The 19,754-nt window shown below is 70.7% G+C and carries 16 protein-coding genes; 12 read left to right on the plus strand and 4 right to left on the minus strand.

Annotated features, from left to right (window positions below):
• Positions 1 to 68: 68 nt before the first annotated feature.
• From ACFVS8_RS01455 to ACFVS8_RS01470, 4 genes are all read left to right on the plus strand, one after another.
• Complete coding sequence (locus ACFVS8_RS01455; protein ID WP_387056859.1) at positions 69 to 1,136, plus strand: ABC transporter substrate-binding protein; 1,068 nt, start codon at positions 69 to 71, stop codon at positions 1,134 to 1,136.
• The gene (locus ACFVS8_RS01460; RefSeq protein ID WP_387056861.1) at positions 1,133 to 2,194 is read left to right on the plus strand and encodes a FecCD family ABC transporter permease; all 1,062 of its coding nucleotides are present in this window, start codon (positions 1,133 to 1,135) and stop codon (positions 2,192 to 2,194) included. The genes ACFVS8_RS01455 and ACFVS8_RS01460 overlap by 4 nt, the downstream gene beginning before the upstream one ends.
• Before the next feature lie 122 nt (positions 2,195 to 2,316).
• Positions 2,317 to 3,318 (plus strand): FecCD family ABC transporter permease, encoded by a 1,002-nt coding sequence (locus tag ACFVS8_RS01465; RefSeq protein WP_387058134.1) that lies wholly within the window; start codon positions 2,317 to 2,319, stop codon positions 3,316 to 3,318.
• On the plus strand, positions 3,315 to 4,160 hold the full coding sequence (locus ACFVS8_RS01470) for an ABC transporter ATP-binding protein (RefSeq protein ID WP_387056863.1): 846 nt from the start codon (positions 3,315 to 3,317) through the stop codon (positions 4,158 to 4,160). The genes ACFVS8_RS01465 and ACFVS8_RS01470 overlap by 4 nt, the downstream gene beginning before the upstream one ends.
• Before the next feature lie 3 nt (positions 4,161 to 4,163).
• Here the strand turns inward: ACFVS8_RS01470 and ACFVS8_RS01475 are convergent, their stop codons facing one another.
• On the minus strand, positions 4,164 to 5,027 hold the full coding sequence (locus ACFVS8_RS01475; RefSeq protein ID WP_387056865.1) for an aldo/keto reductase: 864 nt from the start codon (positions 5,025 to 5,027) through the stop codon (positions 4,164 to 4,166).
• Positions 5,024 to 5,647 carry a TetR/AcrR family transcriptional regulator gene (locus tag ACFVS8_RS01480; RefSeq protein WP_387056867.1) on the minus strand — a complete coding sequence of 208 codons (624 nt, stop codon included), beginning with the start codon at positions 5,645 to 5,647 and terminating at the stop codon, positions 5,024 to 5,026. The genes ACFVS8_RS01475 and ACFVS8_RS01480 overlap by 4 nt, the downstream gene beginning before the upstream one ends.
• 88 nt (positions 5,648 to 5,735) lie before the next feature.
• On the opposite strand from ACFVS8_RS01480, the gene ACFVS8_RS01485 reads away from it, so the two are divergent.
• Together ACFVS8_RS01485 and ACFVS8_RS01490 are read left to right on the plus strand one after the other, a co-directional pair.
• A complete protein-coding gene (locus ACFVS8_RS01485) occupies positions 5,736 to 8,168 on the plus strand; it encodes a glycoside hydrolase family 3 C-terminal domain-containing protein (RefSeq protein ID WP_387056869.1) in 2,433 nt (810 codons plus the stop codon).
• 7 nt (positions 8,169 to 8,175) lie between these two features.
• Positions 8,176 to 10,923, plus strand: a complete 2,748-nt coding sequence (locus tag ACFVS8_RS01490) for a glycoside hydrolase family 3 N-terminal domain-containing protein (RefSeq protein ID WP_387056871.1) — start codon at positions 8,176 to 8,178, stop codon at positions 10,921 to 10,923.
• A 104-nt stretch (positions 10,924 to 11,027) separates the two neighbouring features.
• On the opposite strand, the gene ACFVS8_RS01495 is transcribed toward ACFVS8_RS01490, so the two are convergent.
• Together ACFVS8_RS01495 and ACFVS8_RS01500 are read right to left on the minus strand one after the other, a co-directional pair.
• Positions 11,028 to 12,044 (minus strand): LacI family DNA-binding transcriptional regulator, encoded by a 1,017-nt coding sequence (locus ACFVS8_RS01495; RefSeq protein ID WP_387056873.1) that lies wholly within the window; start codon positions 12,042 to 12,044, stop codon positions 11,028 to 11,030.
• Positions 12,045 to 12,110: 66 nt separating this feature from the next.
• Positions 12,111 to 13,154, minus strand: coding sequence for a LacI family DNA-binding transcriptional regulator (locus ACFVS8_RS01500; protein WP_387056875.1), 1,044 nt, complete (start codon positions 13,152 to 13,154; stop codon positions 12,111 to 12,113).
• Between the two features lie 187 nt (positions 13,155 to 13,341).
• On the opposite strand from ACFVS8_RS01500, the gene ACFVS8_RS01505 reads away from it, so the two are divergent.
• From ACFVS8_RS01505 to rhaI, 6 genes are all read left to right on the plus strand, one after another.
• Positions 13,342 to 14,829 (plus strand): sugar ABC transporter ATP-binding protein, encoded by a 1,488-nt coding sequence (locus tag ACFVS8_RS01505; protein WP_387058137.1) that lies wholly within the window; start codon positions 13,342 to 13,344, stop codon positions 14,827 to 14,829.
• Positions 14,826 to 15,848, plus strand: a complete 1,023-nt coding sequence (locus tag ACFVS8_RS01510; RefSeq protein WP_387056877.1) for an ABC transporter permease — start codon at positions 14,826 to 14,828, stop codon at positions 15,846 to 15,848. The genes ACFVS8_RS01505 and ACFVS8_RS01510 overlap by 4 nt, the downstream gene beginning before the upstream one ends.
• Positions 15,845 to 16,903 carry an ABC transporter permease gene (locus ACFVS8_RS01515; RefSeq protein ID WP_387056879.1) on the plus strand — a complete coding sequence of 353 codons (1,059 nt, stop codon included), beginning with the start codon at positions 15,845 to 15,847 and terminating at the stop codon, positions 16,901 to 16,903. Before ACFVS8_RS01510 ends, ACFVS8_RS01515 begins: the two co-directional genes overlap by 4 nt.
• Before the next feature lie 62 nt (positions 16,904 to 16,965).
• Positions 16,966 to 18,003 (plus strand): rhamnose ABC transporter substrate-binding protein, encoded by a 1,038-nt coding sequence (gene rhaS / locus ACFVS8_RS01520; protein WP_387056881.1) that lies wholly within the window; start codon positions 16,966 to 16,968, stop codon positions 18,001 to 18,003.
• A gap of 139 nt (positions 18,004 to 18,142) precedes the next feature.
• Positions 18,143 to 18,532 carry an L-rhamnose mutarotase gene (locus ACFVS8_RS01525; RefSeq protein ID WP_387056883.1) on the plus strand — a complete coding sequence of 130 codons (390 nt, stop codon included), beginning with the start codon at positions 18,143 to 18,145 and terminating at the stop codon, positions 18,530 to 18,532.
• Between the two features lie 53 nt (positions 18,533 to 18,585).
• On the plus strand, positions 18,586 to 19,752 hold the full coding sequence (gene rhaI, locus ACFVS8_RS01530; protein WP_387056885.1) for an L-rhamnose isomerase: 1,167 nt from the start codon (positions 18,586 to 18,588) through the stop codon (positions 19,750 to 19,752).
• Positions 19,753 to 19,754 lie beyond the last annotated feature (2 nt).

Here is a 19,754-nt window from a genome sequence, read left to right on the forward strand (position 1 = left end):
GCGCGCGATGTTAGGTAAGGCTAGCCTGACACCCGTCTCGAATGCCACCCGATCCCGACGAAGGACCCATGAACCTCATCAACGGCCCGCGCGGAGCAGTCTCCGCAGCCGGCAGAATCCTCGCTCTCGCAGCCGCCGTCGCACTCGCGGGCGGCGTGCTCACCGGATGCACCACGGCGTCGACCGCGGCGGAGCAGAACCCGAACTACACCACCGAGCCGACCGACGCGTTCCCGGTCACGGTCGAGCACCAGTTCGGCGAGACGGTCGTGCCGAGCGAGCCCCAGCGGGTCGTCGTCGTCGGGCTCACCGAGCAGGACATCCTGCTCGAGCTGGGCGTCACCCCGGTCGCCACGACCGAGTGGTACGGCGAGCAGCCGTACGCGGTCTGGCCGTGGGCGCAGGACCTGCTCGGCGAGGCCGAGCCGACCGTGCTGTCGCAGACCGACGGGCTCGAGTACGAGAAGATCGCGTCGCTGAAGCCCGACCTCATCGTCGGCACCAACGCCGGGCTCACCCAGGAGACCTACGACAAGCTCACCGAGATCGCGCCGACCGTGACGAGCGTCGAGGGTTCGGGACTCTACTTCTCGAGCTGGCAGGACCAGACCCGTCAGGTCGCCGCCGCCGTCGGGCGCTCGGCCGCCGGCGAGGAGCTGATCGAGGGCGTCGAGCAGGCGTACGCGGATGCCGCAGCAGCGCACCCCGAGTTCGCCGGGCTCACGGCCAGCTTCTCGCAGGGCGTGCCCTACGAGGGCAACATGTACGTCTACCCCGACGGGCTCAACACCGACTTCCTCACCGACCTCGGGTTCGTGATGACGCCGGGCCTCGAGGAGTACGCGGCCGAGGAGGGGCAGCAGGCCCTGATCTCGCCCGAGAACATGGGGCTGATCGACGCCGACGTGATCGTCTTCGCGACCGAGTCCGCCGACGGCGTCGACGAGGTGCTCGACTTCGGCACCACGAAGAGCCTCTCGGCGGTCAGCGGCGGTCACGCGATCTTCACCGATCCCGACCTTGCCGGCGCGATCTACTTCCTCACCCCGCTGAGCCAGAAGTACGTGCTCGACCAGCTCGTGCCGCGGCTGGTCGACGCCGTGAACGGCGCCGCCCCGCAGAGCATCGAGGGGTGAGCCTGAGCGAAACCGCCGAGTCGTCGCCTGCGCAGCAGACCCTGCTGCGCAGGCGCGCCTCCGTGTCCGCCCGGCGCCGGGCACTCGGCCTGGTCGCCGCGAGCGGGGCGCTCCTCGTGACGATCGCGCTGAGCGTCATGGTCGGGTCGCACCAACTCTCGCCGGTCGACATCTGGCACGCGCTCGGCTCCGACGGGAGCACGGCGAACGCGCAGATCGTGCTCGAGCTGCGCATCCCGCGCACCGTCGCGGGCCTGGTGGTCGGCGTCGGGCTCGGTGTCGCCGGCGCCGTCATCCAGGCCCTCACCCGCAACCCGCTTGGCGACCCGGGCATCCTCGGCGTCGATGCCGGTGCCGCCCTCTTCGTGGCGGTGGGCGTCGTGCTCGGTGCGGCGACGCCCGCGCAGTACCTCCCGTTCGCGCTGTTCGGCGCGTTCATCGTCACGGTGCTGGTCGCCCTCATCGGCGGGGCCGGTCGGGGAGCCGCCGATCCCGCGCAGCTCACCCTCGCCGGCGTCGCGCTCTCGGCCGTGCTCACGGGCATCGTGACGGCGATGATGCTGCTCGACCCGATCACCTTCAACAAGCTGCGCGGCTGGAACGCGGGCTCGTTCGTCGAACGCGGGTACGACGTCATCCTGCCCGCCGCGCCGTTCGTGGCCGCAGGCGTGGTGCTCGCGCTCGTGAGCGCCCGCTCGCTCAACACCATGGGACTCGGCGACGACCTGGCGACCTCGCTCGGCGCGCACGTGATGCGCACCCGGGCCTTCTCGGTGATCGCCGTCACCCTGCTCGCCGGCGGCGCCACGGCCATCGCCGGGCCGATCGCCTTCGTCGGCCTCATGGTGCCGCACATCGCCCGATGGATCGTCGGTCCCGACCAGCGCCTGATCCTGCCGTACTCGATGGTGATCGCCCCCGCCGTGCTCCTGCTCTCCGACGTCATCGGGCGCGTCATCCTCTGGCCGAGCGAGGTGCCGGTGGGCATCGTGACCGCGTTCGTCGGCGCTCCCGTGCTGATCGCGCTCGTGCGCCGGTCGAAGGCGAGCGCGCTGTGAGCGCCCTGCGCGAGAGGCCCGTCGAGGCCTCGCCGAGCGTCCCGGACGACGCCGCGGACAACGCCGCCGGTGCGGGCCCGGTCGACTTCGGCGTGCGCGTCGCGGTGGTCAGGGCGGGTCGGATGTCGGTGCGCTTCCGTCTGCGGACGATGCTCGTGTGCGTCGCGCTCGCCCTCGTCACGGTCGCCGTCGCGGTGGTGGCGCTGTGCCTCGGCGACCTCCCGCTCAGCGTGAACGAGGTCGTGTCCGCGTTCCTCGGGCAGCAGAGCGGCATCGTCGAGACGGTCGTGCTCGAGTGGCGGCTGCCGAGGGTGATCGGGGCCGTCGTGTTCGGTGCGGCCCTCGCGGTCTCGGGCGGGGTCTTCCAGTCGCTCACCCGCAATCCACTCGCGAGCCCCGACATCATCGGGCTGACCGCAGGGTCGTACGCGGGCGGCCTGGTCGTCATCATCGTGCTCGGCGCAGCCGCCGGCTCGGCCCCCGTCGCCGCGGGCGCCGTGATCGGCGGTCTCGGCGCCGCGGCGGTCGTGTACCTGCTCGCGTACCGGCGCGGCGTGCAGGGGTTCCGGCTGATCGTGGTGGGCATCGGCGTCGCCGCGATGCTCGAGGCGCTCGCGACCTACCTGATGCTGCGGGCGAAGCTCGAGGTCGCGATGGCGGCCGCGGTCTGGGGCGCCGGTTCGCTGAACGCCGTCGGGTGGCCGCAGCTCGGGCCGGCCGTCGTGCTCATCGTGGCGGCCTTCCTCGGCCTCGGCGTGCTGGTGCGGTCGATGCACCAGCTCGAGCTCGGCGACGACGCCGCGCGCGCCCTCGGCACCCGGGCCGAGCCCGCCCGGCTGTGGCTCGTGGTCTGCGCCGTCGTGCTCACCGCCGTCGTGACGGCCGCCGCCGGACCGATCGCCTTCGTGGCGCTCGCGGCGCCGCAGATCGCGCAGCGCCTCACCCGCACGGCCGGCCTCGCGCTCGTGCCGGCCGCCTTCCTCGGCGCGCTGCTGCTCACGGCATCCGATGTCGTGGCGCAGCACGCGCTCCCCGCACCCCTGCCCGTCGGGGTGGTGACCGTCGTCATCGGCGGCGTCTACCTCATCTGGCTCCTGATCCACGAAGCACGGAGACGCTCTTGACTCGCGCCGATGCCCCCGAACCCACCCGGTTGGCCGCCGAGGCCGTCACCCTCGGCTACGACCGCCGGGTGATCTCGACCGACCTCTCGGTCGCCGTGCCCGACGGCTCCTTCACCGTGATCGTCGGCCCGAACGCGTGCGGCAAGTCGACGTTGCTGCGGGCGCTCTCGCGGCTGCTCGCGCCGGCGGCCGGGCAGGTCGTGCTCGACGGCCGGGCCATCTCGCAGGTCAAGGCGAAGGAGGCCGCCCGGGTGCTCGGCCTGCTGCCGCAGACCTCGCTCGCCCCCGACGGCATCACGGTCGCCGACCTCGTCGCCCGCGGCCGGCACCCGCATCAGGGAATGCTGCGCCAGTGGTCGCCGGCCGACGAGCTCGCGGTGCAGGAGGCGCTGTCGGCGACCGGCGTGACCGAGCTGTCGGGGCGGCGCGTCGATGAGCTCTCAGGCGGGCAGCGTCAGCGCGTGTGGGTCGCCATGATCCTGGCGCAGCAGACGCCGATCCTGCTGCTCGACGAGCCGACGACCTTTCTCGACATCGCCCACCAGATCGAGCTGATGGAGCTCTTCACCGACCTGCACGAGGCCGGGCGCACCGTGGTCGCGGTGCTGCACGACCTCAATCAGGCGGCGCGCTACGCGACCCACATGATCGCGATGAAGGACGGCGCCGTGGTCGCCGAGGGCCCGCCCTCCGAGATCGTGACGGCCGAGCTCGTCGAGGAGGTCTTCGGCCTGCGCTGCATGGTCGTGCCCGACCCGGTGACCGGTTCGCCGTCGGTCGCGCCGATCGGGAGGCAGCGCCGCAGGGTCGCGGAGACCTGGATCGCGCGCAGCCCGGCCTGAGCGTCAGGGCAGCGCGGGCGGCGTGCCCAGGCGGGTCGTGACCGCCTCGACCCATCGCGGCACCCGCGAGAGCGGACGGGAGCGGCCGAGCGCGTCGATCGACCTCATCTCGTCGGGCTCGAGCTCGAAGTCGAACACGTCGAGATTCGCCGCGAGGTGCACCGGGTTCGTCGACTTCGGAAGCGGAACGAACCCCGACTGCACATGCCAGCGGAGGACGACCTGCACCGCGCTCCGGCCGTGCCGCGCGGCGACGGCGGCCAGCGCGGGCTCGCCCAGGAGTTCCCGCGAACCGTGTCCGAGCGGGTACCAGGCCTGCGGCACGATGCCTTCGCCGGCGAGGAACGGGAGGAGGTCGGGCTGCTGCCAGTAGGGGTGCAGTTCGACCTGGTCGACGACCGGTCGGATCCGAGCGACCTCGAGGAGACGCTGCAGGTCGGCGACCGCGAAGTTGCTGACGCCGATCGATCGGACGGTGCCGTGATCGACCGCATCCTCCAACGCCCGCCAGGCGCCGAGCACGTCGCCGTGCGGGCGATGGAGCAGGAGCAGGTCGACGTGTCCCGTGCCGAGCCGCTCGATGGCCCGCTCGATCGCCGCCGTTGATCGGCGCCGCCCGAAGTCGGCGGGCCACAGCTTCGTGGTGACGGTGATCTCCTCGCGCGGCACGCCCGACGCCCGCACCCCGCGCCCGACCGCCCGCTCGTTGCGGTAGACGGCCGCGGTGTCGATGAGGCGGTAGCCGAGGCCGATCGCCCGAGCCACGCTCGATTCGCACACGTCGACGTCGCTGACCTGGAAGACGCCGAGGCCGATGCGCGGAAGGGCGGAGCCGTCGCGGAGCTCGATCGTCGGCGGGGTGCTCATCGCGCGGGCTCGAGGCCGAACGCCTCGCGCAGCGAGCGTCCGACGAGGTCGGGGACGTCGAGCATGCCCGGATGCAGGGCGTCGAACATCTGCAGGCCGTCCCAGGTCGCGAGCAGCACGGCGGCGCGCTGCTCCGGGCTGAGGCCGTCGTCGGGCAGGCCGAGTTTCGCGCGCTGTCGACGGATCACCCACGCGAAGAGGGTGATGAGGCGCTGGTGCCGGCGTTGCAGGGCAGGCCGTGCGGGGTGGTCGTCGCTGCCCGCCTCCGCCGTCAGCATCGAGAGCAGCTGCACGAGGCCGGGGGTCTCGCGGTTGCTCACCGCGGCGCTGACGAAGCCCTCGACGATGGCCTCGGCCGACAGGCGGCGGGGGAAGTCGGCGCGCAGCTGCTGCTGGTCGTGCCACTCGATCACGGCGAGCATCAGGTTGGTCTTGTTGCCGAAATGGTGCAGCAGCGTCGAGTGGTCGACGCCGGCCTCCTGCGCGATGCTGCGCAGCGAGGCGCCGTAGAAGCCCTTGCGGGCGAAAGCCTGTGCGGCGCTGGCGACGATGGCCTTCTTGGTGGCGCGGCCGGTGGCGTATCCGTCGGCACGGGCCGCTCCTGTGCGGCTGTTCGGCACGGTGGCTCCTCGTATGTCCACCACGTGGTGGAACTTCGTTTACAGTGTAAGGGTGGAACGAACCGATATCCATCGTTCCCGGCATGCGATGACGCTCGCAGAGAAGGCGTCGCTCATGTCGGGTGCGAACTTCTGGAACACCAAGCCGATCGACCGGCTGGGCATTCCGTCGATCATGCTCACCGACGGGCCCCACGGCCTGCGCAAGCAGGGTGGTGCGGCCGATCATCTCGGACTGAACGCCAGCATCCCGGCCACCTGCTTTCCTACCGCAGCGACGCTGGCGAACAGCTGGGATGCCACGCTCGTCGGCCGGGTCGGGGAGGCGCTCGGTGCCGAGGCAGCGGCCGAGAACGTCAGCGTGCTGCTCGGCCCCGGCCTGAACATCAAGCGCAACCCGCTCGCCGGCCGCAGCTTCGAGTACTTCTCAGAGGACCCGCTGCTGTCGGGCCTGCTCGCGGCGGCGATGATCCGCGGCATCCAGTCGAAGGGCGTCGCCGCGAGCGCGAAGCACTTCGCGGTCAACAGCCAGGAGACGCACCGGATGTCGATCGACGAGATCGTCGACGAGCGGGCGCTGCACGAGCTCTACCTCGAGGGCTTCCGCATCGCGATCGCCCAGGGCGGCGCGTGGACCGTCATGAGCTCGTACAACCGGGTCAACGGCACCTACGCGAACGAGAACCTCGAGCTCCTGTCCGACACCCTGCGCGATCGGTGGGGCTTCGACGGGCTCGTCGTGACCGACTGGGGCGGCAACAACGACCGCGTCGCAGGCATCGTCGCCGGCAACGCGCTCGAGATGCCCTCGACCGACGGCGTCACCGATCGCCAGATCGTCGCCGCCGTCGAGGCCGGCACGCTCGACGAGGCGATCCTCGACGCGCGGGTCGACGAGCTCCTGACCCTCATCGACCGCGCCGCTCCTCGCGACGGAGCCCCGGCCGTCGACCACGACCTGCATCACGACCTCGCGATCGACGCGGCACGCCGCTCGATCGTGCTGGCGGCGAACGGCTACGGCATCCTGCCGCTCGGCCCGACGGCGGGCAGGATCGCCGTCATCGGCGACTTCGCCGAGACCCCTCGCTACCAGGGCGCCGGCAGCTCGCTGGTGAACCCGACCCGCGTGCACGCCCCGCTCGACGCGCTGCGCGCCACCGACCTCGACATCATCGGCTTCGAGCCCGGCTTCCGGCGCAGGGACGGGGCATCCCGTCGCCTGCGGAAGCGAGCCCTCCGCCTGGCCGAGCGGGCCGACACCGTGCTGCTGTTCCTCGGCCTGGACGAGTCGGCCGAGGCGGAGGCCGTCGACCGCACGCACATGAGGCTCGCGCAGAACCAGCTCGACCTCGCCGGCGAGATCATCGCACTCGGCAAGCGGGTCGTCGTCGTGCTCGCCGGAGGGTCGCCCGTCGAACTGCCGTTCGCCGACGACGTCGACGCACTCGTGCTCGGATACCTCGGCGGTCAGGGCCTCGGCCCCGCCGTCGCCGACGTGCTGACCGGCCGTGCGAACCCCGCCGGCAAGCTCGCCGAGACCTACCCGCTGCGCTACGACGACGTGCCGTCCGCGGCATCCTTCTCCCGCACCGAGGCCACCAGCGAGCACCGCGAGAGCATCTACCTCGGCTACCGCTACTACGACAAGGTCGGTGCGCCGGTTCGCTACCCGTTCGGCCACGGCCTCAGCTACACGACCTTCGAGTACTCCGACCTGAGCGCCGACGCACGTTCGGCGCGCGTGACGGTCACCAACACGGGTGCGGTCGCGGGCGACGAGATCGTGCAGGTCTATGCGGAGGCCCCGCGGGCCGCGGCGGGTCAGGTGCGTGCGCCGCGCGAGCTCGCCGGCTTCGCCAGGGTCGGTCTCGCGCCGGGTGAGAGCGCCACGGTCGAGATCGCCCTCGGCGAGCGCGCGTTCCAGGTCTTCGACACCGGCGCGCACGACTGGCGCGTCGCCCCGGGGGAGTACGCCGTGCTCGCCGGTGCGTCATCGCGCGACATCCGATCGCGTGCGACCGTCGCGATCGCCGGCGAGCCCGTCGACCTCGTCGGGTCGGCGAACTACGTCACCGGCCACGTCGAGCGTGTGGATGCCGCGGAGTTCGAGGACCTGCTCGGCCGGCCGCTGCCGCCGGCGGCCTGGCCGACCGACCGGCCGCTGACGCGCGACGACATCATCGCCCAGACGAAGGGCCGCGGCGGCTTCGCGAGCCTGCTCCACGGGCTCATCGAGGGCACGAGCCGCGCGCTCATGGCCCTCGGCAGGCCGCACGCGTCGAACAACGTGCGGTTCGCCCTCGACCTGCCGTTCCGTTCGGTCGAGCGGATGTCGGGCGGCGCCGTCGACGCCGCGATGGTCGACGGACTTCTCCTGATGGTCAACGGTCGATTCTGGCGCGGCGCCCGCCGCACCGCGTCGGCCTGGTGGGCGCATCGTTCGCGCCCCGCGAGCACGGCGCAACGGACGCGCCCCGAGAGCGAGGCGCAACGGACACGCCTCGAGAGTGAGGACTGAGCAGTACATGGCGACACGCAAGGAGATCCGCGCCGAGGCCCGATCCCGGGTGGCGGAGGAGAAGGCGGCGAAGCAGGCCCGCCGGGCCGAGCTGGCGGCGATGAGCCCCGACGACCGCAAGGCCGCGAAGGCCGCAGATCCCGCTGCGGCGCGAGCGGCGAAGAAGGCCGCGAAGGCGGAGCGCAAGGCCGCTCGCGCAGGTATGAGCCGCGCCGAGCGCCGTGAGGCCAAGCGCCGCGAGCGCGCCTACCGCCGGGTGAAGCACCGCCCGCGCCGCCTCGTCGGCTGGGGCATCGCCGCCGTGGCCGTCGTGGGCGTCGTCGTGCTCGTCGCGCCGTACGCCGCCGGCATCGGGCGCCTGACCTCGATCGAGTTCACCGACGACACCGCAGCGGCGAAGGCCGCCCGCGAGGCGGCCGGGCCCGTGTCGGAGGCCGTCTCCGACGAGGGCATCGTGCTGCTCGAGAACGACGACGACGTGCTGCCGCTCACCGGGGGCGCCGTCAACGTCTTCTCGTTCGCGTCGTTCAACCTCCAGCTCGGCGGCGGAGGCTCGGGCGGTGCCGCATCCGAGGGCGCCCCGACGCTCTACGAGGCGCTCGAGGCTCAGGGCGTGGCCTACAACGAAGACCTCTACGCGACGATGGAGGCCGCCGGCGCCGAACACGTGACCGGCGCGTCGAACGGGTTCGTGCAGATCCTCGGCGGGCTGCTCGGCGGCGGCGACTCGGGTGAGCCCGAACCCGACTACCTGACCGGCGAGGTCATGGCGCAGGCGGCCGACTTCTCCGACACCGCGATCGTCGTGGTCGGCGACATCGGATCCGAGGGCTCGGACTTCACCGCCGAGAGCCTCAGGCTGACCGACGCGCAGACCGCGCTGCTCGACACGGTGACCGCCAGCATCCCGAACGTGGTCGTCATCGTGAACTCGGGCAATCAGATGGAGCTCGGATTCCTCGACGAGTACCCCGAGATCAAGGGCGCCGTCTGGATCGGCGCTCCCGGCCCCCGTGGCACCGTCTCGCTCGCGAAGGTGCTCTCGGGCGACGTGAACCCGTCGGGTCGCCTCACCGACACGTTCGCGTACGACGTCGAGTCCGCGCCCGGGTCGGTGAACCTCGGCGACCACCGCTACGCGAACGCCAACCGCGCCTTCCTCGACTACGAGGAGGGGATCTACGTCGGCTACCGCTACTACGAGACCCGCTACGAGGGCGACGAGGCGTACGACCAGATCGTGCAGTACCCCTTCGGCTACGGCCTCAGCTACACGACCTTCGACTGGGCTCCGGCGCAGCCCGTCGTCGGCGACGACGAGATCTCGATCGACGTCACGGTGACCAACACCGGCGACGTCGCCGGCAAGGACGTCGTCGAGGCCTACTTCTCCGCTCCGTACACTCCTGGCGGCATCGAGAGGTCCGCGATCGAACTCGCCGGCTACGCCAAGACGGGCGTGCTCGAGCCCGGTGAGTCCGAGACGGTGACGATCGCCTTCGCGACGCGCGACATGGCGTCGTGGGACACCGCGACCGGCGCCTACGTGCTCGAGCAGGGCACCTACGACCTCGAGGTCTCGACCGACGTGCACAGCCCCCTGTACACGTTCTCGACCGAGGTCGGCGAAGACGTGGTCTACGCCACCGACGAGGTGACGGGCGCGAGCCTGGCCGGCCGGTTCGACTACGTCGAGGGCGACCTGACGTTCCTCTCCCGCGACGACTGGGATGCCACCTACCCGACCGCGCCCGCCGACGACACCGTCGCCTCCGACGAGCTGATCGACCTCATGAATCCGAAGCTCGAACCGGTGACGTCGGGGGATGCCCCGACGTACGGGGCCGACAACGGACTCGAGCTCGACGACCTGAAGGGCCTCGACTACGACGACCCGCAGTGGGACGCGTTCCTCGACCAGCTCACGGTCGACGAGCAGGCCGACCTGTTCTCGTACGGCGCGTACCGCACCGTCGCCGTCGAGCGGCTCGGCATCCCGGCGATCACGCTGCTCGACAGCCCGGCCGGCCTGAACTCGCTGTTCAGCTCGATCACGGCGGCCCGCTACCCGTCGGAGATCGTCATCGCGTCGACGTGGAACGACGAGCTCGCCTACTCGGTCGGCGAATCCGTCGCCGCCGAGGCCCACGCGGTCGGCGTCGACGTCTGGTACGCGCCCGGCATGAACCTGCACCGCACCGCGATGGGCGGACGCGACTTCGAATACTTCTCGGAGGACCCGCTCATCAGCGGCAAGATGGGCGCCGCCATGGCCTCGGGGGCCGAGGACCACGGCATCCCGACCACCATGAAGCACTTCGCGCTCAACGACCAGGAGGTCAACGCGCGGTCGGGCATCAACGTGTTCGCCTCCGAGCAGGCCCTGCGCGAGCTCTACCTGCGTCCGTTCGAGATCACGGTCAAGGAGTCGGATGCCTCGGGCGCGATGTCCTCGTTCATCAACATCGGCGGCGTCTGGGCCGGCGGCAACGAGCAGTTGCTCCAGGAGGTCCTGCGGGGCGAGTGGGGCTTCGAGGGCGTCGTCTCGACCGATGCCGTGCTCGGCGGGTGGATGGACCCGGTGCAGGCGGCGCTCCACGGCAACGACCTGATGCTCGCGGCGCTCAACCCCGGCACCATCGCGTCGTCGACGGCTGACGCGGTGAAGACCGACCCGATCGGCATGGGCAACGCGCTCCGCGACCGCGTGCACGCGGTGCTCTACACGATCGTGCAGACCGACCAGGTCGGCTGAGGCCCTGCGTCGCAGGGGAGCGGGGTGTCGCCGAGGCGGCGCCCCGCTTCTCGCTGATCCGCCCTGCGCGCGTTCGGGCAGGCCGGGTTGCGTGCCGGCCGGCCTCAGCCGAGCGTCGACGCGCGCGCGACGAGCTCGGGCTGGAAGACCACGTGCTCGCGTTCGGGAGCCGAATCGGATGCCGCGGCATCCGCCTCCTTCAGCAGCAGGTCGACCGCGGTGTGGCCGATGAGCGTGGCGGGCTGGCGGATCGACGAGAGCGGCACGACCGCCGCGGAGGCGAAGTCGATGTCGTCGTAGCCGATCAGGGCGATGTCGGCGGGCACCCGGAGCCGGCCCTGCATGGTGAGCGCCTGCAGCACGCCCATGGCGAGCAGGTCGTTCGCCGCGAAGATCGCGTCGGGCCGCTCGCCGGCGGCCCGGTCGCGCACGAGTTCGCCGGCCGCGCGCCCCTGCAGCACGGTGAGCGACTCGGTCGGGATCACCTCGAGGGTGGCGTCTAGCACCTCGGCGACGGCGCGACGGGCGCCCTCGAGCCGGTCGGTCACCTGCTGCAGCGAGGCCGGGCCGCCGACGAACGCGATGCGACGCCGTCCGGTCTCGAGCAGGTGGCGCACGGCGAGCTCGCCCCCGACGACGTCGTCGACGGCCACCGACGAGAAGGCCCGGTCGGTCGACTCGCGGTCGACGAGCACGACGGGCGTGCCGCGGTCGCGGAGCCTGGCCAGTCGCGGCAGGTCGTCGCTCATGGGCGAGATGAGCACGCCGTGCACGCGCTGCTCCTCGAAGAGATCGAGGTAGGCGCCCTCGCGCGCCGTGTTCTCGTCGCTGTTGCCGAGCAGTACCGTCATGCCGTCTTCGGCGGCCCGGTTCTCGGCGCCGCGGGCGACCTCGGTGAAGAACGGGTTGCGCACGTCGAGCACCACGAGGCCGATGCTGCGGCTCCGGCCGGCGCGCAGCTGCCTGGCGGCGTCGTTGCGCACGAACCCGAGCGCGTCGATGGCGGCCTGCACGCGTTCGACGGTCGCGGGGGAGACCTTGTCGGGTCGGTTCAGCACGTTGGAGACGGTGCCGACCGAGACGGATGCCGCGCGTGCGACGTCTTTCACGCTCACCGCCATCGGTTCCCCCTTCCGCTCGTCGAGACGCACCTCATGTGCGCTCCGGCCATGATGTCAGCAAACACGTCACCGCCCCCGTGCGCCGCGCTGCGGCGCGGCCTGCCCGGCCGAGGAGCGGCGCACGACGAGCTCGGGCAGGAACACGGTCTGCCTCGGGATGATCGCCGGGTCGGCGGTCTCCTCGAGGAGGATCCGCAGGGCCGTTCGCCCGATCATCCGGCTCGGTTGGCGCATCGACGACAGGGGCACCGCGGCGGCCGCGGCGAACGGGATGTCGTCGAAGCCGACGATCGCGATCTCGTCGGGCACGAGCATGCGCCCGTCGACGACGAGCGCCTGGAGCAGGCCGAGCGCGACGAGGTCGTTCGCCGCGAAGAGCGCGTCGGGCCGATCGGCGCGGGAGCGGGCGAGGATCCGGGCACCGGCCGCGACGCCCGCCTCGACCGTCGGCGCCTCGGTCGGGAGCACCTCGAGCTCGACCGACCCCGGCGCGTTCTCGGCGGCGACGCGTGCCCCGGCCAGCCGATCCCGGATCTGCTGCATCTCGAACGGCCCGCCGATGAAGGCGATGCGCCGGCGCCCGGTCGCGATCAGGTGCTCGACGGCCATCCGGCCGCCTGCGACGCTGTCGACGGATACCGAGCTGAACCGCCCGTCGCCGCTGAACCGGTCGACCAGCACTGCGGGGATGCCGCGGTCGCGCAGGCGCTCGAGCCGGGTGTGGATGTCGCCGTAGGGGGAGATCAGCACGCCGCGCACCTGCTGCTCCTCGAAGAGGTCGAGGTACATGCGCTCGCGTGCGACATCCTCGTCGGTGTTGCCGTACAGGATGGCGAGGTTGTGGCTGGACGCCTCGTCTTCGGCGCCTCTCACCACGTCGGTGAAGAACGGGTTCTGGCCGTCGAGCACCACGAAGCCGATGCTGGTCGACACTCCGGCGCGGAGTTTGCGTGCCGCGTCGTTGCGCACGTAACCGAGGTCGTCGATGGCCCGCTGCACGCGTTCGACCGAATCGGCGGAGACGTCGTTCGGCCGGTTGAGCACGTTGGAGACGGTTCCGACCGAGACGCCCGCACGTTCGGCGACATCGCGGATCCGCACCGCTGCCATGCTCCAGCTCCTTCGCCGACATTCAATCGCGTGACGACTTGACGCGTCTTGAAACGATCCATACAGTATCGAGTGAATCGTACATGAATCGATTCAAGCTTGTTTATCAGATTTCACCTCGACGAGGAGGCCCTTCGTGCAGTCGGACCCGCCGCAGACGCAATCGCCGCAGGCCGGTGCGCCGCCGATGCTCGAGCTCTCGAAGGTCGTGAAGTCCTTCGGGCCGGTCGTCGCGCTCCGTTCCGGAAGCCTCCGGCTCGAATCCGGCTCGATCCACGCGCTGGTCGGCGAGAACGGCGCGGGCAAGTCCACGCTCGTGAAGATCATCGCCGGACTGTACCGTCGTGACGCCGGCGACCTCCGCCTGCGCGGCGAGGAGGTCGACTTCACCTCGACCGCCCAGTCGAAGGCCGCGGGCATCGCGGTCATCTACCAGGAGCCGACGCTGTTCCCCGACCTCACGGTCACCGAGAACATCTTCATGGGCCGCCAGCCCACCGGTCGATTCGGCCGCATCGACCGCAAGGCGATGCGCACCGAGGCCGAGGCGCTCTTCCAGCGACTCGGCGTGAAGATCGACCCCGACCGCCCGGCTGAGGGCCTGTCGATCGCCGACCAGCAGGTCATCGAGATCGCGAAGGCCGTCTCGCTCGACGCCCGCGTGCTCATCATGGACGAGCCGACCGCGGCGCTCTCTGGCGTCGAGGTCGATCGGCTCTTCGCCGTCGCGCGCAGCCTCCGCGACGAGGGGCGCGCGCTGCTCTTCATCTCGCACCGGTTCGACGAGATCTTCGCGCTCTGCGACACCGTCACGGTCATGCGCGACGGCGCCTACGTCGCGACGACGCCGCTGGCGGAGACCACGGTCGACGAGCTCGTGCGCCGGATGGTCGGCCGCGACGTCACCGAACTCTTCCCCAAGCTCCCCGCCGAGATCGGCGAGCCCCTGCTCGAGGTCGACGGGCTCACGAGCCCGCTCTTCCACGACATCTCGTTCGCGGTACGGGCGGGCGAGATCGTCGGGCTCGCCGGACTCGTCGGTGCGGGTCGCAGCGAGGTCGCCCGTGCCGTCTTCGGCGTCGACGGGTACGACGCCGGCTCGGTGCTCCTCGAAGGGCGGGCGGTTCCGAAGGGACGACCGGATGCCGCGATGCGCGCCGGGCTGGCTCTGGTGCCCGAAGACCGGCGCAAGCAGGGCCTCGTGCTCGAGTCATCCGTCGCGCACAACGTCACGCTCGCGATCCGCGAGACGATCGCGCGCGCCGGCCTGATCACCTCGGGCATGGAGAACCGCGCCGCGAAGGTGTGGGCGAGCCGGCTCGAGGTGAAGACCAACGCCATGTCGACCATCGCGGGCACGCTCTCGGGCGGCAACCAGCAGAAGGTCGTGCTCGGCAAGTGGCTCGCGACCGAGCCCAAGGTGCTCATCATCGACGAGCCGACCCGAGGCATCGACGTCGGCACCAAGGCCGAGGTGCACCGGCTGCTCTCGGAGCTCGCCGGCCGCGGCATGGGCATCCTCATGATCTCGTCCGAACTGCCCGAGGTGCTCGGCATGGCCGACCGCGTGCTCGTCATGCGCGAGGGCCGCATCACGGCCGAGATCGACCGCGCCGACGCCACGAGCGAGAACGTCATGTTCGCCGCCACCCACGCCCAGGGAGCCCACCAGTGACCGCCGTCATCGAGAAGTCCTCCGTCACGAAGCGGCTGAACGCCATCGGCGCGGCGCGCGAATTCGGCATCCTGCTCGCGCTCGTGCTCGTCGTGATCGCCGCGACCGTCGCCAACCCGAACTTCCTCTTCAGCTCCGACGGATGGCGCGACCTGCTGCTCACGCCGTCGATCCTCGTGCTCGTCGCGATCGGCCAGGCGATCGTCATCATCACCCGCAACGTCGACCTGTCGGTCGGCTCGATCCTGGGCCTGTCCGCGTACCTCACCGGTCGGCTGTTCGTCGACCTGCAGGGCATCCCGATCGTCGCGGTCTTCGCGATCGCGATCGTGTTCGGCGGCCTGCTCGGCCTCATCAACGGCGCGCTCGTGGCCTACGCGAAGGTGCCCGCGATGGTCATCACGCTCGGCACCCTGTACGCCTACCGCGGCATCAACGTGCTCTGGACGGGCAGCGACCGCATCAACGCGTCCGACCTGCCGAAGGACTTCCTCGCGCTCGGCACCGGCCAGATCCTCTGGATCCCGATCCTCACGATCATCGCCGTCGTCGTGCTCGTCGTCACCGCCTGGTTCATGAAGAACAGCCGGGGCGGGCGCGAGTTCTACGCGATCGGCTCCGACCCGGCTGCCGCCGAGCTCTACGGCCTGCGCGTCACCCGTCGCCTGCTCATCGCGTTCGTGTTCTCGGGCGCGTTGGCCGGACTCGCGGGCGTGCTCTACGCGGCCCGGTACGGCACCATCAACTCGCAGGCGGGTGCCGGTTGGGAGCTCGACGCCGTGGGTGCGGCCGTCATCGGCGGCGTCGCCATCACCGGTGGCGTCGGCTCGGTGTGGGGCGCCGCGATCGGCGCGTGGCTGCTGCTCACCATCAACCGGGCGCTGCCGATCCTCGGCATCCCCGACTTCTGGCAGCGCGCCGTCGTCGGCGCGCTCATCATCGGAGCCATCGTGCTCGACCGCGTGCTCGCGGTGCGGCAGAAACGCAAGCTCCTCGAGGCGCGGGAGGACGACCGATGACCGCCACGACCACCACGGCCAACGCCATCGCGCGCACCTACCGCGACTACGACCGCCCGCTGTGGCAGCGCGTCGTGCTGACCCGCGAGTCCGCCATCATCGGCCTGCTGATCATCGTCGCCGTCGTCGCCGCGCTGACCGTGCGCGGCTTCGGCCAGCCGATCACGCTGACCTACCTGCTGCTCGACGTCATGCCGATCCTGCTCATCGCACTGCCGATGACGCTCGTCATGATCACCGGCGAGATCGACCTGTCGGTCGCGAGCATCGTCGGCCTGTCGAGCGTGCTCACGGGCGTGCTCACGCAGGCCGGTCTCCCGTTCGAACTCGCCGCGGTCGTCGCGCTCGTCGCCGGCGCGGCCTGCGGCGCGGTGAACGGATTCCTCGTCACGGTCGTCGGCCTGCCCTCGCTCGCCGTCACCATCGGCACGCTCGCGCTGTTCCGCGGCCTCGCGGTCGGCCTGCTCGGCACGACCGCGATCACCGAGTTCCCGGAGTTCTGGACCGACATCGCGAAGGCCAGGGTGGGCGGCAGCAACATCCCGGTGGTGCTGTTCGTCTTCCTCGTGCTGCTCGTCGTGTTCATCGTGCTCCTGCACTTCACCCCGTTCGGCCGCGGCATCTACGCGATCGGCCTGACGAAGGCGGCCGCCCACTTCTCGGGCGTGCACGTCGAGCGCACCAAGCTGATCCTGTTCGTGCTGAGCGGCCTCGTGTCGGCGCTCGCGGGCATCTTCTACACGCTGCGCTTCGGCAGCGCCCGCGGCGACAACGCGACCGGCCTCGAGCTGCAGGTCATCGCGGCCGTCGTGCTCGGCGGCGTGTCGGTCTTCGGCGGCCGCGGCGCGATCCACGGCGTCATCGCCGGCGTGCTGCTCATCGGCGTGCTGTCGAGCGCCCTGCGGCTCGCGAACGTCACGAGCGACGTCATCAACATCATCACCGGCGCACTGCTCGTGCTGTCGGTGGTGACCACCAGCTTCCTGGCCTGGCTGCGAACGCGCCGGAGGGCACCAGGGGGAACACCGCGCGTCGAGGCCTCCACAGCAGGGTGACCGGGCCGCGCGACCGTCGAGGCGATCACACGTCGACCTCAACCGATGAAGGGAAAACAACGATGTTTCAGAAGAAGACCCGACTGGCAGCGGTGACCGCGCTCACCGCGGCGTCGGTGCTCCTGCTCGCCGGCTGCGCCGTCGACAGCGGAACCGACGGCGGCGATGGCGGTTCCGGCGACGCCGCGAACCTCTCGATCACCTTCCTGCCGAAGAACCTGGGCAACCCGTACTTCGACACCTCGTCGGCGGGGGCGCAGGAGGCGATCGACGAGTTCGGCGGCACGTTCGCCGAGGTCGGTCCCGCGGAGGCCACGCCCGACGCGCAGGTGAGCTACATCAACACCCTCACGCAGCAGGGCGTCGGCGCGATCGACATCTCGGCCAACGACCCCGAGGCGATCTGCGACGCGCTGAACGAGGCTCGCGACGCCGGCATCAAGGTCGTCACGTTCGACTCCGACACGAACCCCGACTGCCGCGACCTGTTCATCAACCAGGCCACGTCGGAGGGCATCGCGAAGATCCAGGTCGACCTCATCACCGAGCAGATCGGCGACGAGGGCGAGATCGCGATCCTGTCGGCATCGGCCAACGCGACCAACCAGAACGCATGGATCGACCTCATGAAGGAGGAGCTCGCGGCGAACCACCCGAACGTGACGCTCGTCGACACCGTGTACGGCGACGACGACGACCAGACCTCGTTCGACAAGACCGCGGCGCTGCTGCAGACGCACCCGAACCTGAAGGGCATCATCTCGCCCACGACGGTCGGCATCGCGGCTGCCGCTCGCTACCTCTCGACCTCGGAGTACAAGGGCAAGGTCGCACTGACCGGCCTCGGCACGCCGAACCAGATGCGCGAGTACGTCGAGGACGGCACGGTCACCTCGTTCGCGCTGTGGAACCCGGCCGACCTCGGCTACCTGGCCTCGTTCGCGTCGAAGGCGCTCATCGAGGGCGAGATCACCGGTGAAGAGGGCGACTCGTTCGACGCGGGCAAGCTCGGCTCGTACGAGGTCGGCGCCGACGGCGTCGTGCTCCTCGGCGACCCCTACGTGTTCGACGCCGAGAACATCGGCGACTTCGACTTCTGAGTCGATGTCGCAGCGCGGGGCCCGATCGCGACCTGAGGTCGCCCGGGCCCCGCGCCGTCTCGTCGATGCTCGCGCACGTGTCGACGCCTGCTATGCTTGAAACGTTTCATCATCCGCGTGACCGGAAAGGGGCTCATCGATGAGCGCACCTGTCGCCGTGCCCCGGCGCGTCTGCTTCCACCTGCAGGTCGACCCGACCCGGCTCGACGAGTACCGCGCCAGGCACGCCGCCGTCTGGCCCGACATGCTCCGAGCGATCGAGGCCTCGGGGCGGCGCAACTACTCGCTCTTCCTCCGCGACGACGGCCTGCTCGTCGGCTACTACGAGACCGACGACGACGAGGCCTCCCAACGGACCCTCGAGTCCGACCCGCGCACCGCCGCGTGGGAGGCCGACATGGCGGAGTTCTTCGTGTCGCTCGACGGCACGCGCCCCGACCAGGCCGCTCCGCGCCTGACCGAGGTGTTCCACCTCGAAGACCAGCTCGCGGCGCTCGACGCCGACCCCGCGGCATCCGCCACCGACTGAACCACCATCGACCACGCGGCATCCGTCGCGCACCTCACAGAAAGCAGCACGCCGTGAGCATTCTCACCGATTCCATCCAGGCGCAGCTCGCCGCGCAGGCCATCGAGCTGCCGAGCTGGGCGTTCGGCAACTCGGGCACGCGGTTCCGCGTCTTCACGACGCCCGGCACGCCCCGCGACCCGTTCGAGAAGATCGCGGATGCCGCGCAGGTGCAGCAGTACACCGCGCTCGCTCCGACGGTCGCGCTGCACATCCCGTGGGACAAGGTCGACAGCTACGACGAGCTGCGAACGTACGCCGAAGACCACGGCGTCGCGCTCGGCACGATCAACTCGAACACGTTCCAAGACGAGGACTACAAGTTCGGCGCCCTCACGCACGAGGACGCCGCAGTGCGACGCAAGGCGATCGACCACCACCTCGAGTGCATCGACATCATGCACGCGACCGGTTCGCGCGACCTCAAGATCTGGCTCGCCGAGGGCTCGAACTACCCGGGCCAGGCCGACCTGCGCGGCCGTCAGGACCGCCTGCACGAGTCGCTCCAGGAGATCTACGCACGACTCGGCGACGAGCAGCGCCTCGTGCTCGAGTACAAGTTCTTCGAACCGGCGTTCTACCACACCGACGTTCCGGACTGGGGCACCTCGTACGCCCAGGTGGCGGCGCTCGGCGAGAAGGCCATGGTCTGCCTCGACACGGGTCACCACGCGCCGGGCACCAACATCGAGTTCATCGTCATGCAGTTGCTGCGCCTCGGAAAGCTCGGCTCGTTCGACTTCAACTCGCGCTTCTACGCCGACGACGACCTCATCGTGGGCGCCGCCGACCCGTACCAGCTCTTCCGCATCATCTACGAGGTGCTCCGCGGCGGCGGCCTCAACAACCCGGATGTCGCGTTCATGCTCGACCAGTGCCACAACGTGGAGGACAAGATCCCCGGCCAGATCCGCTCCGTGCTGAACGTGCAGGAGATGACCGCCCGCGCGCTGCTCGTCGACGGCGATGCACTCGGCGCGGCGCAGCGCAGCGGCGACGTGCTCGAGGCGAACCGCATCTTCATGGACGCGTTCTACACCGACGTGCGACCGGCCCTCGCCGAGTGGCGCGAGTCGCGCGGGCTCCCCGCCGACCCGATGCGCGCGTTCGCGGCATCCGGGTACCTCGCGAAGATCGCCGAGGAGCGCGTCGGCGGCACCCAGGCCGGATGGGGTGCGTGATC

The sequence above is a fragment of the Agromyces sp. NPDC058110 genome, from assembly GCF_042884735.1.
Classification (GTDB): Bacteria; Actinomycetota; Actinomycetes; order Actinomycetales; family Microbacteriaceae; genus Agromyces.